Origin of the sequence: Sphingomonas sp. CL5.1, assembly GCF_013344685.1 — a bacterium.
Classification (GTDB): domain Bacteria; phylum Pseudomonadota; class Alphaproteobacteria; order Sphingomonadales; family Sphingomonadaceae; genus Sphingomonas.
In genome coordinates this window covers 2524123-2541236 of sequence record NZ_CP050137.1, presented here as the reverse complement: position 1 = coordinate 2541236, position 17114 = coordinate 2524123, and the positions used below count along the sequence as shown (strand labels likewise).

15 protein-coding genes are annotated in these 17114 nt (G+C 65.3%); 6 read left to right on the top strand and 9 right to left on the bottom strand.

Annotated elements, in window-relative coordinates; all coding sequences use genetic code 11:
* Window positions 1–27 precede the first annotated feature (27 nt).
* The 6 genes from F9288_RS12290 to F9288_RS12265 form a co-directional block, all read right to left on the bottom strand.
* The gene (locus F9288_RS12290) at window positions 28–2073 is read right to left on the bottom strand and encodes a 3-hydroxyacyl-CoA dehydrogenase NAD-binding domain-containing protein (protein WP_174837058.1); all 2046 of its coding nucleotides are present in this window, start codon (window positions 2071–2073) and stop codon (window positions 28–30) included.
* An 80-nt stretch (window positions 2074–2153) separates the two neighbouring features.
* On the bottom strand, window positions 2154–3449 hold the full coding sequence (locus tag F9288_RS12285; protein ID WP_174837057.1) for a MaoC family dehydratase N-terminal domain-containing protein: 1296 nt from the start codon (window positions 3447–3449) through the stop codon (window positions 2154–2156).
* Window positions 3450–3482: 33 nt separating this feature from the next.
* Entirely contained in the window at window positions 3483–4688 is a 1206-nt protein-coding gene (locus F9288_RS12280) for an acyl-CoA dehydrogenase family protein (RefSeq protein ID WP_174837056.1), read from the bottom strand.
* A gap of 3 nt (window positions 4689–4691) precedes the next feature.
* On the bottom strand, window positions 4692–5795 hold the full coding sequence (locus tag F9288_RS12275; protein WP_174837055.1) for an acyl-CoA dehydrogenase family protein: 1104 nt from the start codon (window positions 5793–5795) through the stop codon (window positions 4692–4694).
* A gap of 48 nt (window positions 5796–5843) precedes the next feature.
* On the bottom strand, window positions 5844–6626 hold the full coding sequence (locus F9288_RS12270; RefSeq protein WP_174837054.1) for an SDR family oxidoreductase: 783 nt from the start codon (window positions 6624–6626) through the stop codon (window positions 5844–5846).
* Window positions 6627–6667: 41 nt separating this feature from the next.
* On the bottom strand, window positions 6668–7648 hold the full coding sequence (locus F9288_RS12265) for a nitronate monooxygenase family protein (RefSeq protein WP_174837053.1): 981 nt from the start codon (window positions 7646–7648) through the stop codon (window positions 6668–6670).
* Window positions 7649–7753: 105 nt separating this feature from the next.
* On the opposite strand from F9288_RS12265, the gene F9288_RS12260 reads away from it, so the two are divergent.
* The 3 genes from F9288_RS12260 to F9288_RS12250 all read left to right on the top strand — a co-directional run bounded on the left by F9288_RS12260 (window position 7754) and on the right by F9288_RS12250 (window position 10668).
* Window positions 7754–8725: a nitronate monooxygenase family protein gene (locus tag F9288_RS12260; RefSeq protein WP_174837052.1), complete on the top strand. Its 972-nt coding sequence runs from the start codon at window positions 7754–7756 to the stop codon at window positions 8723–8725.
* 186 nt (window positions 8726–8911) lie between these two features.
* Window positions 8912–9691, top strand: coding sequence for an enoyl-CoA hydratase-related protein (locus tag F9288_RS12255; protein WP_174837051.1), 780 nt, complete (start codon window positions 8912–8914; stop codon window positions 9689–9691).
* Complete coding sequence (locus tag F9288_RS12250; RefSeq protein WP_174837050.1) at window positions 9688–10668, top strand: NADPH:quinone oxidoreductase family protein; 981 nt, start codon at window positions 9688–9690, stop codon at window positions 10666–10668. Before F9288_RS12255 ends, F9288_RS12250 begins: the two co-directional genes overlap by 4 nt.
* 10 nt (window positions 10669–10678) lie before the next feature.
* On the opposite strand, the gene F9288_RS12245 is transcribed toward F9288_RS12250, so the two are convergent.
* From F9288_RS12245 to F9288_RS12235, 3 genes are all read right to left on the bottom strand, one after another.
* Window positions 10679–11734: an acyl-CoA dehydrogenase family protein gene (locus tag F9288_RS12245; protein WP_174837049.1), complete on the bottom strand. Its 1056-nt coding sequence runs from the start codon at window positions 11732–11734 to the stop codon at window positions 10679–10681.
* Complete coding sequence (locus F9288_RS12240; protein WP_174837048.1) at window positions 11731–12927, bottom strand: acyl-CoA dehydrogenase family protein; 1197 nt, start codon at window positions 12925–12927, stop codon at window positions 11731–11733. The genes F9288_RS12245 and F9288_RS12240 overlap by 4 nt, the downstream gene beginning before the upstream one ends.
* An 87-nt stretch (window positions 12928–13014) precedes the next feature.
* The gene (locus F9288_RS12235; RefSeq protein WP_174837047.1) at window positions 13015–13980 is read right to left on the bottom strand and encodes a FadR/GntR family transcriptional regulator; all 966 of its coding nucleotides are present in this window, start codon (window positions 13978–13980) and stop codon (window positions 13015–13017) included.
* On the opposite strand from F9288_RS12235, the gene F9288_RS12230 reads away from it, so the two are divergent.
* From F9288_RS12230 to F9288_RS12220, 3 genes are read left to right on the top strand one after another with little or no spacing between them, the layout of a single operon-like run.
* Entirely contained in the window at window positions 13952–14749 is a 798-nt protein-coding gene (locus F9288_RS12230) for an enoyl-CoA hydratase/isomerase family protein (RefSeq protein WP_174837046.1), read from the top strand. The two genes, F9288_RS12235 and F9288_RS12230, sit on opposite strands and share 29 nt — an antisense overlap.
* A 53-nt stretch (window positions 14750–14802) precedes the next feature.
* Window positions 14803–15897, top strand: coding sequence for an acyl-CoA dehydrogenase family protein (locus F9288_RS12225; protein ID WP_174837045.1), 1095 nt, complete (start codon window positions 14803–14805; stop codon window positions 15895–15897).
* Window positions 15894–17099 carry an acyl-CoA dehydrogenase family protein gene (locus tag F9288_RS12220; protein ID WP_174837044.1) on the top strand — a complete coding sequence of 402 codons (1206 nt, stop codon included), beginning with the start codon at window positions 15894–15896 and terminating at the stop codon, window positions 17097–17099. The genes F9288_RS12225 and F9288_RS12220 overlap by 4 nt, the downstream gene beginning before the upstream one ends.
* Window positions 17100–17114: the final 15 nt, after the last annotated feature.

Below are 17114 nucleotides of genomic sequence, written 5' to 3'. Positions count from 1 at the left end.
TGAATGGTGCGAAGGAGCCGGCCCGGATCAACCGCGCGTGAAGGTCTTGCCCTCGGTCGCCATCGTCCTGAGCAATGCAGCCGGCTCGATCCCGATCGCTTCCAACCCGGCGATGATCTTAGGCAAGCCGATCGTGTCGGCCCAGAACATCGGGCCCCCAGTATAGACCGGCCAGTTGTAACCGAGGATCGCCGCCACATCGATATCCGAGGCCCGGATCGCGATCCCTTCTTCCAGCACTTTCGCGCCTTCGTTGACGACAGGGTAGAGCAACCGTGCAACGATCTCCTCCGCCGGGAGCGATCCGCTCGAATTGATGCCCTTGTACCGGGCGAAATCAGCGATCAGTTCAGCCGCGACCGGCGAGGGCGTGGCGTTGCGCTTTTCGTCATAATCATAATAGCCGCCATTCTTCTTCTGGCCGAGCCGATCGATCTTGACGAGATCGCCGCGCACGCTGCGTTCGATTTCGTCGCGGCCGATCACGTCCAGCCCGACCAGGTCGATCATCTGGAACGGCCCCATCGCGAACCCGTAATCATAAAGCGCCTTGTCGACCTCAGCCGGGGTCGGCCCCTCGAGGATCAGCGCATCGGCCTGCCGGCCGCGCGGTGACATGATGCGATTGGCGATGAAGCCGTGGCACACCCCGGCGAGCACCGGCACCTTGCCGATCTGCCGCGCGAGTTTCATTGCGGTCGCGATCACCTCAATCGCGGTCTTCTCCCCGCGCACCACCTCCAGCAGCCGCATCACATTGGCGGGCGAGAAGAAATGCAGGCCGATCACCCATTCCGGTCGCGAGGTCGCCGCCGCGATAGCGTCGAGATCGAGGAACGAGGTGTTGGACGCGAGAATGGCGCCCGGTTTGCAGATCGTGTCGAGTTGGCCGAAGACCTGCTGCTTGACGCCGATTTCCTCGAACACCGCCTCGATCACCAGGTCCGCCTCGGCGAGCGCGTCGAGCCCCAGCGCGGGGGTGATGAGCGCCATGCGCTGCTCGACCTGCTCGGCGGTCATGCGGCCCTTGGCGACGGTATTCTCGTAATTCCTGCGGATGACGGCGATGCCGCGATCGAGCGCCTCCTGCTTCATCTCCACCAGCGTCACCGGCACGCCGATGTTGAGGAAGTTCATGGTGATGCCGCCGCCCATCGTGCCAGCGCCGATCACGCCGACCGTCTTCACGGGGATCGTCGGAGTCGCGGCCGGGACATCCGGCACCTTCGATGTCTCACGCTCGGCGAAGAAATAATAACGCTGCGCGGCGGATTCGGTGCTGGCGACGAGTTCCTGGAACAGCTCCGCCTCACGCGCGAGGCCCTTGTCGAAATCTTCGATCTCGGCCGACGCCTCGATCGCCTTGACGATGTTGAATGGCGCCTTGAAGCCACGGAAGGCGCGCGCGTTCTTCTTCAGGAAATCGGCGTAAATTTCCGGGTGGCCGCGCGATGGCGCGACCTTGTCCTGCCGGTCGCGTACGCGCACCAATGGCTTGTCCAGCATCGTCCGGGCGAAGGCGACGGCATCGTCCTTTAGGCGGTCTTCCTCGGCGAGCGCATCGATCATGCCCATGTCCAGCGCCTTGCGCGCGGGAACCGGCGCCCCTGTAGTCACGATCTCCAGCGCCTTCTCTACGCCAACGATGCGCGGCAGCCGCTGCGTGCCGCCCGCGCCCGGCAGCAAGCCGAGATTGACTTCGGGCAGCCCCACTTTGGCCGACGGCACCGCGATGCGATAATGGCAGATGAGCGCGAGTTCATAGCCGCCGCCAAGAGCGGTGCCGTGGATCGCGGCGACGACCGGCTTCGCGCCATTTTCGATGATGTTGAACACCTCGTGGAGACCCGGGCCCTGCGGCGGCTTTCCGAATTCGGAAATGTCCGCGCCAGCGAAGAAAGTGCGGCCGCCACAAATCAGCACGATCGCCTGGACGCTGTCGTCGGCGGCGAATTTACGGAACCCCTCATCCAGCGCGACACGCGTCTTGAAGCCAAGCGCGTTCACCGGCGGGCTGTCGATCATGATGATCCCGATGCCGTCCTCGACCGTGTACGTGCCAGCTTCGCTCATGATTTCCGCTCCGTGAGTCCGATAAAATTGGGCGCATGAAGGGCGCGCCGCGACAAGGGCGCGCCCGATCATCGCCGGTGTTACTTGCGCTTCGATGCCGCCAGTAATTCCCAATGCCGCGCCATCATCGTCGCGGCCTGCTCCTGCAGATCGCGCGGCACGTCGGGATAGAGCGGCAGCTTGCCGCTGGACGGCAGCGCGATCGTCGCGGTGGCGCGCACCGTCTCGTCGCCGCGCTGGTTGGTGAAGCGGACCGCGACGTCGACGAGATTCTGGCCGCCCTCCTCGCGCTTGGCGATCACCTCGCCGGTCACGAATTGCGTGTCGCCCATATAGTTGAACTTGCGGATCTCGTCGTGGACGTGGAGCACGATGCCGTCGTCACCGGCCCAGTCGCTGAGATAATGGAACAGATAATTCTCGCGCATCACGCCGTAATCATAGGCCATCGGGTTGCCGATCGCCTGCGCCCATTTCGGATCCCAGTGCAGCCGCTGCGCAACATCGGGGATGCCATATTCGTTCTTGACGTAGAAAGGTGCGATCCGCTTGCGGTTCTTGTGCGCGAGCCGGCCGACCGTCGGCGCATAAGGCACGAAACCGTAACCGCCGGCGTGGAAGCAGATCACGTCGGTGACGGTGAGCGGCCCCTTGGCCATCTTGCCGAGCGAGTCCCCGATTTGCACGCTCGCGAAATCGCGCCGCGCCGCGCCTTGCACCTTCTCATCGGCATAGACAGCATCGATGTCGGCAATCTGCTCGTCGGTGTAGGTCGCCGGCTCGATCGCGGCATACTTCCCCTTCTTGGCGGCCGTCTTGCGTTCGGTGAGCACGCGCAGGATACGATAGACTGCGACCACCTCGCCGCGCTGGTTGATCTTCACGTCGCGCCGGACGTTGATGACCGAGCGACCCGAGAATTCTGACTGTTTGACTTCGCAGCTCTCCTCGCCGTGGTAGCTGTAGAGCGTATCGCCCGGATGGATCGGCCGATACCAGTCCCAGGTCGAGCCGGAAACGAAGACGTGTACGCCGCGGAACAGTGACTTCCTGAGCGCCTTGATCTCGTCGGGAATCGGATCGCCCATCATCGGCGCATTGATGATCCCGGCCATCATGCCCGGCGCGATCACCCCGCCCCAGCGCGTCGTCCTCGCATAATCCGGTTCGCAATAGAGCGGATTGTCGTCGCCGTTGCCGTGGCTGAAGTTACGGATGTTATCGGTCGTCGCAGTCTGGATATATTCGCGCGTCTTGGCCGGTTCGTAGAAACCGACGAGCTTCTTCTGCCGCTCGATATCCTCATCCGTGATCGCATAGTCGACGGCCTTCTTCCACTCGTCACTTTGCAGGATGTCTTCGCTCTTGGTCGCCATGATCGTCTCTTTCGTTTGAAGAAGGGGTCAGTCTCAAAGCTGATCGAACGGCACATTCTTGTCGAAGCGCACATCGCCCGGCATGCCCAGCACGCGTTCGGCGATCTGGTTCTTCAGCACCTCATCGGCGCCGCCTGCGATCCGCATCACCGTGGACCAGATATAATCGTATTGAAGGTCATGCGTCGCGGCGTCGCCGGCCGAGGGAGCCAGCGCCTCGGGGCCGCGTATCTCCATCGCGAGGCCCAGCGCGCGTTGCTGGCGTCCGGCATAAGCGAGCTTAACCATGCCGGCGAGTGCGCCGGGATTTTCGCCACGCGACACCATCGTACGCAGCCGCGCCTCGAAATATTTGCCGCCACGCTCCTCCGCCAGCGCTTCCGCCAGCGCCAGACGCACCGCCGAGTTGTCGAGCGCGGTGCCCGCGCCACGCGGGGTCGCGGCAGCATATTCGATAATCGGCATCATCCCGCTCTTCGAACTGCCGCTGCCCAGCCGCTCGCCCATCAGCACGGTCATGCAGCAGGCCCACCCCTCGCCGACCGCGCCGATGCGGTTGGCATCCGGGATGCGCACATCGGTCAGGAACGTCTCGTTGAAATCGGAGGCGCCGGAAATCTGCTTGATCGGGCGAACCTCGATACCCGGTGTCTTCATGTCGACCACGAAGAACGTCAGCCCCTTATGCTTCGGCACGGTCGGGTCGGTGCGCACGACCAGAATGCCCCAATCGCTTTCGTGCGCCCAGCTCGACCATACCTTCTGGCCGTTGACGATCCAGTCGTCGCCGTCGCGCACGGCCTTGGAGCGCAGATTGGCGAGATCGGAGCCGGCAGACGGCTCGGAAAATAGCTGACACCAGGTCAGCTCGCCTTTCAGCGTTCGATCGATGAAACGCGCGCGTTGCGTATCATTGCCATGTTTGCCGATCACCGGGATCGCCATCCCCAGCCCGATGCCCATATACGGACCCTTGGGGAGCCGGTGCCGCGCCTCCTCCTCAGCGAAGACCACGCCCTCGATTACCGTGCCACCGCGTCCACCAAGGGCCTTGGGCAAGGTGATTCCGGCAAAACCGCCATCGTAGAGCGCGCGCTGCCACGCGCGGCCACGCCTCACTTCGTCGGCGTCGTCCAGCTTGACCCCTTCGGGAACCTCATGCGCCGGCGCGCTCGCGTCGAGCCATGCGCGCGCCTCGGCGCGGAAAGCTGCTTCTTCGGGCGTATCGTTGAAATCCATCGTTCAAGCCGCCTTTGCCTGCGTGCCGGGGAGATGCGCGATCAGACGATCGGCCCACGCCTCGCGACTGCCGAGAGAGATCGCCAGCGTGCGCTCGCGTCGGTAATAGAAGTGGCAATTGGCTTCCCAAGTGTAGCCGATGCCGCCGTGAACCTGGAGGTTTTCGCGCGCCGCGCGCTCGAACGCGCTTATTGCGGTCAGCCGGGCCGCCGCCGCTGCCGCAGGCAGATCGTCAGGGGATTCGCCTGCCGCCCAACCGCCGAAATAAGCATTGGATCGCGCCAGTTCGAGCGCCACCGCAATGTCCGCAAGCTTGTGCTTGATCGCCTGGTAGCTTGCCAGCGGGCGACCGAACATCGCGCGCTCCAGCGCATAATCGCGCGCCATCGTGAGGCAGGCGTCCGCCCCCCCAACCGCCTCGAACGCCGCCTGCACGACGGCGCGGTCGAACAACTCCTCGATCGCTTGCCCCGCCAGCAATTCGGCCGAAGCGTTGGCGAAGGTCAGCGCGTAGTGCGGACGAAGCTGATCGAAGCTGTCGAGCCTGGTGCGGGTCACGCCCGGCTGATCGAGATTGACCAGCACCAGCGCGGGCTTGCCCTCCGCCCGCGCCAGCACCACCGCAACGGTGGCGACGCCAGCGTCCGCAACCGGCGTCTTGACCCCGTTCAGCGCGCCGCCTTCGAATGTCGCTTTGAGCGCGGGTCCGGTCCAGCCGCCGGCGCCTTCGACATAAGCGAAGGTGCCGACCGCCTCCCCGCTCGCCAGCTTCGGTAACCATGCCGCTTTCTGCGCCGCGCTGCCCGTCAACCGAATCGCATCGGCCGCGAGCACGATCGACGAGAAGAATGGCAGCGCGACATTGGCGCGCCCCATCTCTTCGCTGATCACGCCGAGATCGAGTTCGGTCAGGCCCAGACCGCCGAACTCCTCCGGAATAGCCGCGCCAAGGAAACCCATCCCGGCGATCTCGCGCCAGAGCGGCTCATCCCATTCGGCACCGGATTCGATCAGCGACCGCAGGTGATCTGGGGTGGACCGCTCGCCAAGCAACCCACGCGCCTGCTCGGCGAGCATCTTCTGTTCGTCGGAAAGATCGAAATTCATCCTGGATCCTCGAAGGCACTGGCGATGTCTGACGGTTTACGCGGTCGATCAGCGCGGCGGCATACGGATCGCGCCGTCGAGGCGCAGGTTCTGGCCGTTGAAATAGCTGTTGCGCACCAGTTCCATGACCAGACTGCCGAACTCGCTGGGCTTGCCGAGCCGCTTCGGGAACGGAACGGAGGCCGACAGCACTTCGAGCACCTTGGGCGGCACGCCGAGCATCGGCGGCGTCGCGAATATGCCGGGCATGATCGAATTAACGCGGATGCCCAGATCCATCAGATCACGCGCCATCGGCAGGACGAGACCGTTCACGCCGGCCTTGGCCGAACCATAAGCGACCTGCCCGACCTGTGCATCCTGCGCGGCGGCCGAGGCTGTCAGCGTGATGACACCGCGTTCACCATCTTCCAGCGGCTCGAGGCTCGCCATGCCGATCGCCGAAAGCGAAGCGAGCCGATAGCTCGCTACGAGAATACCAAGGACGGAGAATTCATAATCCTCGGTCGAAAACCGTTTCAGGCCGCCGGTTTCCTTGTTCCTGCCGACCGTTTTGCCGCCGCGCGACACCTGCGCGCAATGGACGAGAATCCGCTCCTGACCATGCGCCGCACGCGCCTTTTCGAAGCCGGCGACGACGCTTTCCTCGCTAGTGATGTTGACGTTGCAAAACAGGCCGCCGATTTCCCGGGCGATCGCCGCGCCTTTTTCCTCGTTGAGGTCGAAGATCGCGACCTTGACGCCGGCGGCGGCGAGCGCGCGGGCGCTGGCCTCGCCGAGGCCGGAGGCGCCGCCGGTGACGACGGCTGCGGTTTCGTTGTTGATTTCCATGCTCGATGCTCCCTGAATTGCTGGATGTCGAAAAAGGGCGATCAGACGAGGAAGCTCGTCAGCCGGCCACGAATGATAGTTTCAGCCTCGGCGACGATCCGGTCGATCAGCACCTGACAGGTAGGGATGTCGTGGATCAGGCCCTGCACCATGCTGGCCCAGAACACGCCCTTCGACAGGTCGCCGGTCTTGAGCAGCTCACGCCCGGCGGTGCCGGCGACCAGTTCCTGCACGTCGGAGAATTTCGCGCCGGGAACGGCAAGGCGGCGCACCACTTCCTCCGACACGGCGTTCTTGCCGACGCGCGCGGTGTTCTTGAAGCTGCGGAAGATCAGGAAGGTGCCGCGCTCGTCATTGTCGATATACGCCTGCTTCACGTTGGCATGGATCGGCGCCTCCTGCGTCGCGCAAAAGCGCGTGCCCATGTTGATGCCGTCCGCGCCCAACGCGAGCGCCGCCGCCAGCCCGCGACCGTCGCCGAAGCCACCGCTCGCCAGCATCGGGATCTTTACCTTGTCGGCCGCCGCCGGGATCAGGATGAGGCCAGGGATATCGTCCTCACCGGGATGGCCGGCGCATTCGAAGCCATCGATCGAGATGACATCGCACCCCGCCCGCTCAGCCGAAAGCGCGTGGCGGACGGCGGTGCATTTGTGCAGGATGACGATGCCGTGTGGCTTGAGCTGCGCCCAGATCTCGCGCACCGCAGGTGTGCCCGCCGTCTCGACGATCTTCACGCCGCCGTCGATGATCGCCTGCGCATACGCCTTGTAATCGGGCGAGTTGATCGTCGGGAACACCGTCATGTTCACGCCGAACGGCTTCGCGGTCATCGAACGACAGCGCTCGATCTCGTCGCGCAACGCCGCCGGGGTCGGCTGGGTTAGGCCGGTGAGGATACCGAGGCCGCCCGCGTTCGAAACGGCGGAGGCCATCTCGGCCGTGCCGACGCCCTGCATCCCGCCTTGCACGATCGGATGCTCTATACCCAGAAGCTCCGTGATCCGTGTCCTGATTGCCATTCGTCCCCGCTCCTTCGAAAACCCTGGACGGTCTTATCACACCTAGTTACCTATGACGAGTGTCTCGCTAGCCGCTTTGACGGCGTTCGGCAACCGGGAGGATAGGTGAGCATCGATTGGTCGCAACTTCGACTGCCGGTGATGCAGGCGCCGATGCTGATCTGCTCCAGCCTCGAACTGGTGATCGCTTCCTGCCGCGCTGGTGTGATCGGCGCATTTCCCAGCGGTAATCCGCGCGCGCCGCACAGTTTGGAATCATGGCTCGCGGCGATTCGCGAAGCCGAGGCCGAAAGCCTCGGCCGCGGCGAGCGTTTCGCGCCATTCTGCGTCAACCTGCTCGCCTCGACCGCGATCGACCAGCGGGTTCGCGCCGAGCGACTCGCCATCTGCAAGCAGGCGCGCGTGCCACTGATCCTCACCAATCTCGGCGATCCGAAGGCGGAGGTCGAAGCGGCGCACGAATGGGGCGGCACCGTCTTTCACGATGTGACGACGATGCGCTTCGCCGAGAAGGCGATCGCAGCAGGCGTCGACGGGCTGATGCTGGTGACGGGCGGCGCGGGCGGCCATGCCGGCACGCTCAACCCGTTCGCGTTCCTTCCGCAGGTGCGCCGCATCTTCGGCGGCACGATCATGCTCGCGGGCGGCATCGCCGACGGCAACGGTATCGCCGCGGCGCTGGCGCTCGGCGCCGATATCGTCGTGATGGGCACGCGCTTCATCGCCACGCGGGAATCGGGCACCTTCGATCCGCACAAGCAGATGCTGGTGAAGGCGCGCAGCGACGACGTGCTGTTCACCGACGCCATTGCCGGGATGCCGGCAAGCTTCCTGCGCCCCTCGATGATCGAGAACGGACTAGATCCGGATAATCTGCCGCCGCCCAAGGGGCTGCATCGCCCCGACCTGCCGCCCGGAATCAAGGCGTGGAAGAACATCTGGAGCGGCGGCCATTCGACGGGCCTCATTGATGATGTGCCGAGCGTGGCCGAACTCATCGACCGGCTCGAAGCAGAGTTCCACGGCGCGCGTGATCCCGGCGACTGGCGTGCCGCGCTGCTCAGGAGCCTGTCGTGACGACGGAGAGCGAGGGTCGCCAGACGAGCCGCCTCGGCCACGATGGCCATTATACCGACCGACTGATACGCATCGCCGGCGGCTGGCATATCGCGCATCGATCGGTGTGGATCGACTATCAATCACCCGTCCCCCTTCGCCCGCCGCTCCACCTGTGCGGGGGCCCGGCTTTTCGAGGATAACAGGATGGAGTTCATCACGGTTTCCAGGGCCGATCGCGTCACCACCGTCACGCTCAACCGGCCGGCGGCCATGAACGCGATCAACGGCGCGATGCACAACGAATTGCAGATCGCGTTCGACGCTTTCGCCGCCGACGACGAGCAGTTGGTCTGCGTCGTCACCGGCGCGGGCGACAAGGCATTCTGCGCTGGTTCGGATTTGAAGGCGGCGGCACTGGAGGACGAGCGGCACGTCTATCCCCGCAACGGCTATGCCGGCCTGATCGAGCGGTTCGATTGCGCCAAGCCGGTCATCGCGGCGATCAACGGTCTCGCGCTCGGCGGCGGGTTCGAGGTGGCTCTGGCCTGCGACCTCGTCATCGCCGTGGAGACGGCGAGCTTCGGCCTGCCCGAACCGCTGGTAGGTGCGATCGCGCTGGGCGGCGGGCTGCATCGGCTGGCGCGGGAGATCGGACCGAAACGGGCGATGGGCATGATCCTCACCGGGCGACGGGTAAGCGCGGAAGAGGGATATCGTCTCGGCTTCGTCAACGAGGTGGTGGCGCCTGGCGCACTCGATGCGGCCATCGCGCGCTGGGTGGCCGAGATATTGCGGGGCGCGCCGCTTGCATTGCGCGCGTCGAAGGAAGCTGTCTATCGCGGACTGGACGAGCCGGGCCTCGAAGCGGCCCTGACCCGCCAATCCGCCTATCCAGCATATGTGGCATGGCGGTCCAGCGCGGATCTTGCCGAAGGCGCGCTCGCCTTCGCCGAGAAGCGCGGGCCGAACTGGGCCGGCAAGTGAGCCGCGCCGTCGTCATCCACGCTTTCGGCGCGCCATCAACCTTCTACCTGGAGAAGCGCGAGGTCTTCCCGCCCGGTCCCGGGAAACTGACGATCCAGACCCACGCCGCCGGCGTCAGCTTCGTCGATGTACTCGTCGCGGCGGGCGAATATCAGTTGAAGCCGCCCCTGCCCTTCATTCCCGGCAGTGAATTCGCGGGGATCGTCACCGCCGTCGGCGAAGGGGTTGATCCGGCGCGCATCGGCCAGCGCGTGCTGGCAAGCGCGTTCGGGGCCGCCTTCGCGGAGGACTCCGTCGTGCCGGCGAGGCTCGCGCTGCCGATCCCCGCCGGCATGAGTTTCGCGGAAGCGGCAGTGTTCCGCGTGAGCTATGCCACGGCTTATTATGCACTTGTCCAGCGTGGCGGGTTGAAAGCGGGCGAAACATTGCTGGTGCTCGGCGCGGGCGGCGCAGTCGGCTATGCTGCGATCGAAGTCGCCAAGGCGCTGGGCGCGATCGTGATCGGCTCGGCATCGTCGGAGGCCAAGCGCGCGCTGGCCATTGCCGCCGGGGCCGACGCGGTCGTGGATGCGCGCTCCGAAACATGGCGCGACGACGTGAAGGCCGCGAACGGCGGTCGCGCGATCGATGTCGTGATCGATCCGGTCGGCGGCGACGCGACCGAGCGCGCCTTCCGCTCGCTCGCGTGGAACGGCCGGCTGCTGGTGATCGGCTTTGCCGGTGGATCGATCGCGAAGCTGCCGGCCAATCTGGCTTTGCTCAAGGGCGCATCGCTGATCGGCGTCGATCTTCGCCAGTTCGGCGAATATGAACCCGAGACGGCCATCGCCAATGTCGCCGCATTGTTCGAGCTGTACGAGGCTGGCCGTCTCCACCCGCCGATCGCCAGAACCTATGCCCTGGACGATTTCGCCCCGGCAATGGTTGAAGTGCGCGCGGGCGAGACGGCGGGCCGGATCGTGCTGACCATGCGATAGCGCGATCCGCTCACCAGCCCGCCAGATCAGCGGCGCGCGCGCGGTGGACGGCTGGGCTGCCGAGATAGGCGCGATCGAACATGGACCGGCGGAACCAGTTGTTCAGGCCGTACTCCCAAGTATAGCCGATTCCGCCATGCGCGGCGATCGCGGCGCGTGCGACCGAAACGAAGCGATCGGCGAGATGGGCCTTGGCGATCGCGGCGGCGCGCGACGCATCGGGCAGGCCGGCATCATGCGCATAACCGGCATACCAGACGAGCGCGCGGGACGGCTCGACCTCCAGCGCCATTTGCGCAAGCTGGTGTTTGAGCGCCTGAAAGCGGCCGATCGGCTGGCCGAACTGCTCACGTTCCCCGGCGTATCCCACCGACAGATCGACGCAATATTGTGCGCCGCCAAGCGCATCGGCAGCAAGCAGGACCAGCGCCGCGTCGAAGATGCGCGCGACGAACGGATCACCCGGCGCGAACAGCATGTGCGCTCTGGCGTTTGCGAAGGTGACAGTCGACAGCCGCCGACTGCGATCGCTCGATTTGATCGGCTCGATCGTGATCCCCTCGCCAGCTTCGACCAGCGCGATGCCGCCGCCCTTCGTCCCGAGGATGAACAGGTTCGCCGCACCCGCCGACTGGACGAAGCGCACGCTGCCGGCCTCCGGCGTCGCATCCCAGCTTTCGGGAAGCCATCCGCCGCCGAACGCAAAGGTCGCCACGGTGTCGCCGCTCGTCAGCCCTTCGAGATGCGCCTTGCCGCTCTCGTTGGCGGATCCGGCGACGATCATTGCCGCCAGCATCTGCGCGCCGATCGGCCCCGCTACCGCCGCTTGTCCGGCGACTTCGGCGACCATCGCCGCATCGAGCAAGCCCAGCCCGGCTCCGCCTTGATCCTCGGGCAGCAGCAGGCCGCCCAGTCCCAGCGCCATCAGCGCGCGCCAGCTGTCGGGGTCGAAATCGGCCTCGCCGTCGACGAAGGCATGGAGCCGTTCCGCCGGCCACACATCAGCCAGCGTCCCGCGCACCGCATCCTGGATGGCGCGTTGTTCCTCGCTCGGGTGAAACCTCACTTGCCGGCCTCCATCGCCAGATCGCGCGGCAGGCCCAGGCCCCGCTCGCTGATAATGTTGCGTTGAATGTTGGTTGTGCCGCCCGCGATCGAATTACCGAGCGATCCCATGATCTGATCGAGCCATTTCTCCGGCCCACGACCGCGTGTGCCCGCCACGGCCGGCTCGATCAGCGCTTCATCGCCGATCAATTCCTGCGCGGCGAGCGCTATTTCGTGGCCCGTTTCGGTCAGCAGCAGCTTCATCATCAACTGGACGATTCCCGGCTCCTCGCCAGCGGCAGCGAGACTGAACAGCCGGTAGCTCGAATAACGATGCGCCATCACATAGCCCTCGATACGGGCCAGCGACTGGCGGATCTCGGGGTCCTCGATCGCCGGCTTGCCGTTGCGCGTCACCTCGCGCGCCAGTTCGACCAGCTTGTCGAATTGCGCGCCAAGCCCCGCCGCCGAGCCGATCGCGGCGCGCTCGTGCTTCAGCGTGGTGCGCGAGACGTTCCAGCCGTCGCCGCGCTCGCCGACCAGCCACGAAGCAGGAGTCTTCGCATTGTCGAAGAAGAACTCGTAAAAGCCCGATTCCCCCGTCATCTGCCGGATCGGGCGGCGGGTCACGCCGGGCTGGTTCAGGTCAATCAGCAGATAGGAAATGCCGGCGTGCTTGCTGGCTTTCGGCTCGGTGCGCACCAATGCGAACATGTGCGTCGCGCGATCGCCCTGACTGGTCCAGATCTTCTGGCCGTTGATGATCCATTCGTCGCCGACCAGCTCGCCCCTGGTGCGCACCGAGGCGAGATCGGAGCCGGTGCCGGGTTCGGAATAGCCTTGGCCCCAGGTATATTCGCCCGACATCGTCTTGCGGATGAACAGGTCTTTCTGCTCGGGCGTGCCGCGCTCGAGCAATGTGGGAACGAGCATGTTCATGCCGTTACCGGTGATTTCCATCGGCGCGCGGGCGCGGCCGAACTCCTCGCGGATCACCTGCGCGCGCACCACGTCGGGCGGCTGCGCCGACCCGCCGAACTCCTTTGGAATCGAGCGGTAGAGATAACCCGCGCCGGTCGCCTTCAGGCGAAAGTCGTTGATGTAAGCCTTCAGCTCGGCGCCGCGCAACGCGCCTGGTTGCCACGCGGCACCCAGGAAGTCGCGCACCTCCGTGCGAAACGCCTCGGCGTCCGCGCCGTAGCTCAGGTCCATCTCTTCCTCCTTGACGCATATCGCGCCCTGCCTTTGCTGCGCCATGCCACTAGATAGGCAACTTGGTCAAATATGTTGTTGGCCACCTCATTCGAGCAGATCGACCAGTCGTTCCCCGTCGCCGGTATCGAGCCAGGACTGGTTCGCGTTCATCACATGCAGCCCCCAATGCGCCGCCGCGTCATCGCCACGCCCCGCTTCGATCAGTTCGATCAGCTTGTGGAACGAGCGGATTCCCCACAGAGAGCGACGACGCTGCAAATCCTCGGGCATCTTGCGGCGCGACAGGGACGAGACCTGATAATGCTCGACCACGTTCTGCAAGACCGAGATGAGGAACAGCAACGTCTGGTTGCCGCCCAATTCCACCAGCAGCCGGTGGAACTCGGCCAGCCCGATCATGAAATCGACATATTGCCCCGCCTCGACGAAGGCGGTGAGCCGCATCGCTTCGGCGCGCAGCCGCTCGGTCGCGCCCGGCACCGGCGCCTCGGCGAGGCGGCGCGCGATGAAGGGTTCGATCGCCAGCCGCGCTTCGTAGATATCGGCGATCGTCGTGCCCTGCGCGGCGAGAACGAACCCGGCATAGCGTGCCACGCTCCGGACGCGCGGCTGATGCACGCGCGCGCCGGTGCGCGAGCCGCGGACCACGCTGATGAGCATCTCCGCCTCCAGAATGCGGAAGGCTTCGCGCAGCGTCGGCCGGGAAATCCCCAGCGTCGCCATCAATTGCCCTTCGGGCGGCAGAAAATCGCCTTCCTTCAATTCGCCGCGGATGATGCGTCGGCGGATGTGGTCGGCCACGACCTCGGCGGTCTTGGGCACGCGGATCGCCTGCCGCGCCAGATATTCATCGCGGAAATTTGGCGAGCCTCCGCTGGTTGCGTTCGCGCTGGTCTCTTCGTCCACATCGCCTCCTCGACGGTGAATCGAAACGCTACCCAAGGGCTTGCTGGCGACGCATGGTTGCGCCGACCCGATCCGCCGCATATAGATATCTAACCTAGTTAGAGGACCGACGACAGTGCAATTCGAAACGATCCTTGTCGACAAGGCCGATCACGTCGCCACCGTCACGATCAATCGCCCGGAAGCCCTGAACTCATTTACCAGGCGGATGCTGGAGGAATTCGACCACCTCTGGAAGGACATAGGCGAGGACGATCTGATCCACGCGGTCGTGCTAAGGGCGGCGCCCGGTCGTGCCTTCTCCACCGGCGTCGACGTCAAGCTCGCGCGCGAGCCGGATCAGGCGATCATGCACGACAATATCTGGACCGCACGCGATCCGGGCGATTTTCTTGGCCCCAAGGCGAGCCGCTGCTGGAAGCCGGTAGTGACCGCCGTGCATGGCATGGCGGCCGGCGGCGCTTTCTATTGGATCAACGAAAGCGACATCATCATCTGCTCGGAAGAAGCGACCTTCTTCGATCCCCATGTCACGTACGGGATGACGGCGGCGCTCGAACCGATCGGCGCGACCTATCGCATGCCGCTGGGTGACGTACTGCGCATGGCGCTGCTCGGCAATGACGAACGGATCAGCGCGGACACCGCCAGACGCATCGGCCTGGTTTCCGAAGTCGTGCCGCTCGACCAATTATGGGCGCGCGCCGACGAACTGGCACGCATCATCGCCGCCAAGCCGCCCGCCGCGACGCAGGGCACGGTGCGTGCGATCTGGGAATCGCTCGACCTACCGCGCTCCGCCGCGCTCGCGCAGGGCCTGAAATATTGTCAGGTCGGCAATCCCGTCGGCGTGCCGCAGGTCGACCGCGCCGCGCTGATGGCCGACAAGGCGAAACGCTTCACCGTCCGATGACTGCCTTGCGTCGTCTTACCTAGTTATATAGGTAGGGCGAAACGGAGGTGAGGATGTCGTTACTTTACGACGAAGGGCAGCAGGCGATCGCGACCGAATCACGTCGGGCGCTCGAAGCACGCATGTCGCTTGAGGCGCAATTGCCGCTTCTCGAGCGGCAAGGCGCATATGACGAAGGTTTCTGGACCCTCGCTCGCGAGCAGGGCTGGACCGCGCTTACACTCGGCGAGGAGCATGGCGGGATCGGCCTCGGCCTGATCGAGTTGGGGCTGGTCGCGCTTCAGGCCGGACGCTCGCTGAGCGGCGCGCCATTCGTCACCACCTCGTTCGGCGCAGGATCGGCGCTGGCCGCTTATGGCGATGACCGCCTCGGGCAGACGTGGCTCGGCCGGCTCGCCGCCGGGGACGCGATCGGTGCGGTCGCCTTCGCGGAAGGCCAATCGCCGTTGCCTTCGCAGCCTAAGGTCGTCCTGACGAATGGACGGCTGACCGGCCGCAAACCGGGCGTGACGGCAGGCCTGCAGGCGGACATCGCCATCGTCCTCGCAACGCAGGACGGGCAGCCGGTGCTGGCGGCGGCACCGCTCGACGGCGTGCGGCGCGAAGCGCTCCAGACGTTCGACAACGGCCGCGGCACGGCCGATCTGACCTTCTCCGACACTCCGGCCGACGTGCTGGTCGCAGGGCCGGCAGCGGTGGATGCAGCGCTGCGCCTGCTCGCCGAACAGGCGGTCGTGGTGGCGCACGAGCAGACCGGCGGAGCCGAGGTGCTGATGGAGATCGCGCGTGATTATGCCAATACCCGGCGAGCGTTCGGCCAACCGATCGGCGCCTTCCAATCCGTGAAGCACCGCATCGCCGAACTTTACGCATTGGTCGAGCTTGCCCGTGCGAGCGCGCTCCACGCCGCGACGCGCGTCGGCCAGCCCGATTTCATCGCCGCCGCCGCGGCCGCGCGCCTGTCCGCGACCGAAGCCTATGACACCGCCGCGCGCGATTGCATCCAAGTGCATGGCGGGATCGGTGTGACATGGGAGGCGGGCCTCCATCTTCACATGCGCCGGGCGCGGAGCCTGGCGAACGAACAGGGCAATATGATCTTCTGGGAAGACGTGCTGGTGAGCCAACTCGAAAGGCAGGCGGCGTGACCGATATCGATACGTACCGCGCGCGCGCGCGCGAATGGCTTACCTCGGTCGCCGGCGAGTTCGGCAAGGAGGCGCGCCGCGGTCTTTCGGTGGAGGACGATCTCGCGCTCGGGCGGTGCTATCAGCGCGCGAAATATGAGGCGGGTTATGCCGGCATCAACTGGCCGGTCGAGATGGGCGGGCAAGGCCTGACGCATATCGAGAAGGTCGCCTTCGATACCGAGGAAATGCCGTTCGGCATGCCGACCGCCTATTTCGGCATCTCGCTCGGCATGCCGGTCCCGATCCTGCAACGCTTCGGCGGCGACAAGGACTTCGCCCGCGAACGCACGATCGCCGCGCTGCGGGGCGAGGAAATCTGGTGTCAGCTCTTCTCCGAACCGGCGGGAGGATCCGACCTCGCTGGCCTGCGCCTGCGTGCCGAGCAGGAAGGCAACGGCTGGAAGCTCAACGGTCAAAAGCTGTGGACCAGTTGGGCGCAATATTGCGATTACGGCGTGATCGTCGCGCGTACCGATCCAACCGTGCCCAAGCACAAGGGCCTCACTTATTTCTGGGTCGATATGAAGGCACCGGGCGTCGCCGTGCGGCCGATCAAGCTCGCCGGCGGGGACAGCCACGTCAATGAGGTGTTCTTCGACGACGTGCGTCTCGACGACGGCCATCGCATGAGCCCTGTCGGCGGCGGCTTCGCGGTGGCGATGGCGACGCTGATGATCGAGCGTTACGTCGCCACCGACAGCGCCGGGTTCGGCCCGCATCTCGATCTGTTCATCGACCTCGCCAAATCGGTCGAGATCAATGGCAAACCCGCGATCAAGGACGGCCGGATCCGCTCGGCGATCGCGCGCAACCATGCGATGCGCACCGCGCTCGACGCGATCACCGCGCGCGCGATGCTGATGATGCAGGCCGGCATGGAGCCGGGGCCGGAAGGCTCGCTCAACAAACTCGTCTCGGTGCGCTCGCGCCAACGCCTTTCCGAACTGGCGATCGACCTTCAGGGGCCGGCAGCATTGGCGTACGACGAACATGCGCTGGTGAAGGAGGATTGGGCGGCAAGCTGGATGAACGCCCCTACCGGCCGCATCGCCGGCGGCGCGGACGAGATGCTGCTCAACACGATCGCGGAGAAGATCCTCGGCCTGCCACAGGATCACCGGCCGGACAAAGCGGTGCCGTTCAACGCCATTCCGGCCTGAACGAAGGTCGGACGG

What these genes read in the sequence shown, in the direction of transcription:
- F9288_RS12290 (WP_174837058.1), bottom strand. Translation starts at nt 2,073, where the DNA reads ATGAGCGAAGCTGGCACGTACACGGTCGAGGACGGCATCGGGATCATC.
- F9288_RS12285 (WP_174837057.1), bottom strand. Translation starts at nt 3,449, where the DNA reads ATGGCGACCAAGAGCGAAGACATCCTGCAAAGTGACGAGTGGAAGAAG.
- F9288_RS12280 (WP_174837056.1), bottom strand. Translation starts at nt 4,688, where the DNA reads ATGGATTTCAACGATACGCCCGAAGAAGCAGCTTTCCGCGCCGAGGCG.
- F9288_RS12275 (WP_174837055.1), bottom strand. Translation starts at nt 5,795, where the DNA reads ATGAATTTCGATCTTTCCGACGAACAGAAGATGCTCGCCGAGCAGGCG.
- F9288_RS12270 (WP_174837054.1), bottom strand. Translation starts at nt 6,626, where the DNA reads ATGGAAATCAACAACGAAACCGCAGCCGTCGTCACCGGCGGCGCCTCC.
- F9288_RS12265 (WP_174837053.1), bottom strand. Translation starts at nt 7,648, where the DNA reads ATGGCAATCAGGACACGGATCACGGAGCTTCTGGGTATAGAGCATCCG.
- F9288_RS12255 (WP_174837051.1), top strand. Translation starts at nt 8,912, where the DNA reads ATGGAGTTCATCACGGTTTCCAGGGCCGATCGCGTCACCACCGTCACG.
- F9288_RS12240 (WP_174837048.1), bottom strand. Translation starts at nt 12,927, where the DNA reads ATGGACCTGAGCTACGGCGCGGACGCCGAGGCGTTTCGCACGGAGGTG.
- F9288_RS12225 (WP_174837045.1), top strand. Translation starts at nt 14,803, where the DNA reads ATGTCGTTACTTTACGACGAAGGGCAGCAGGCGATCGCGACCGAATCA.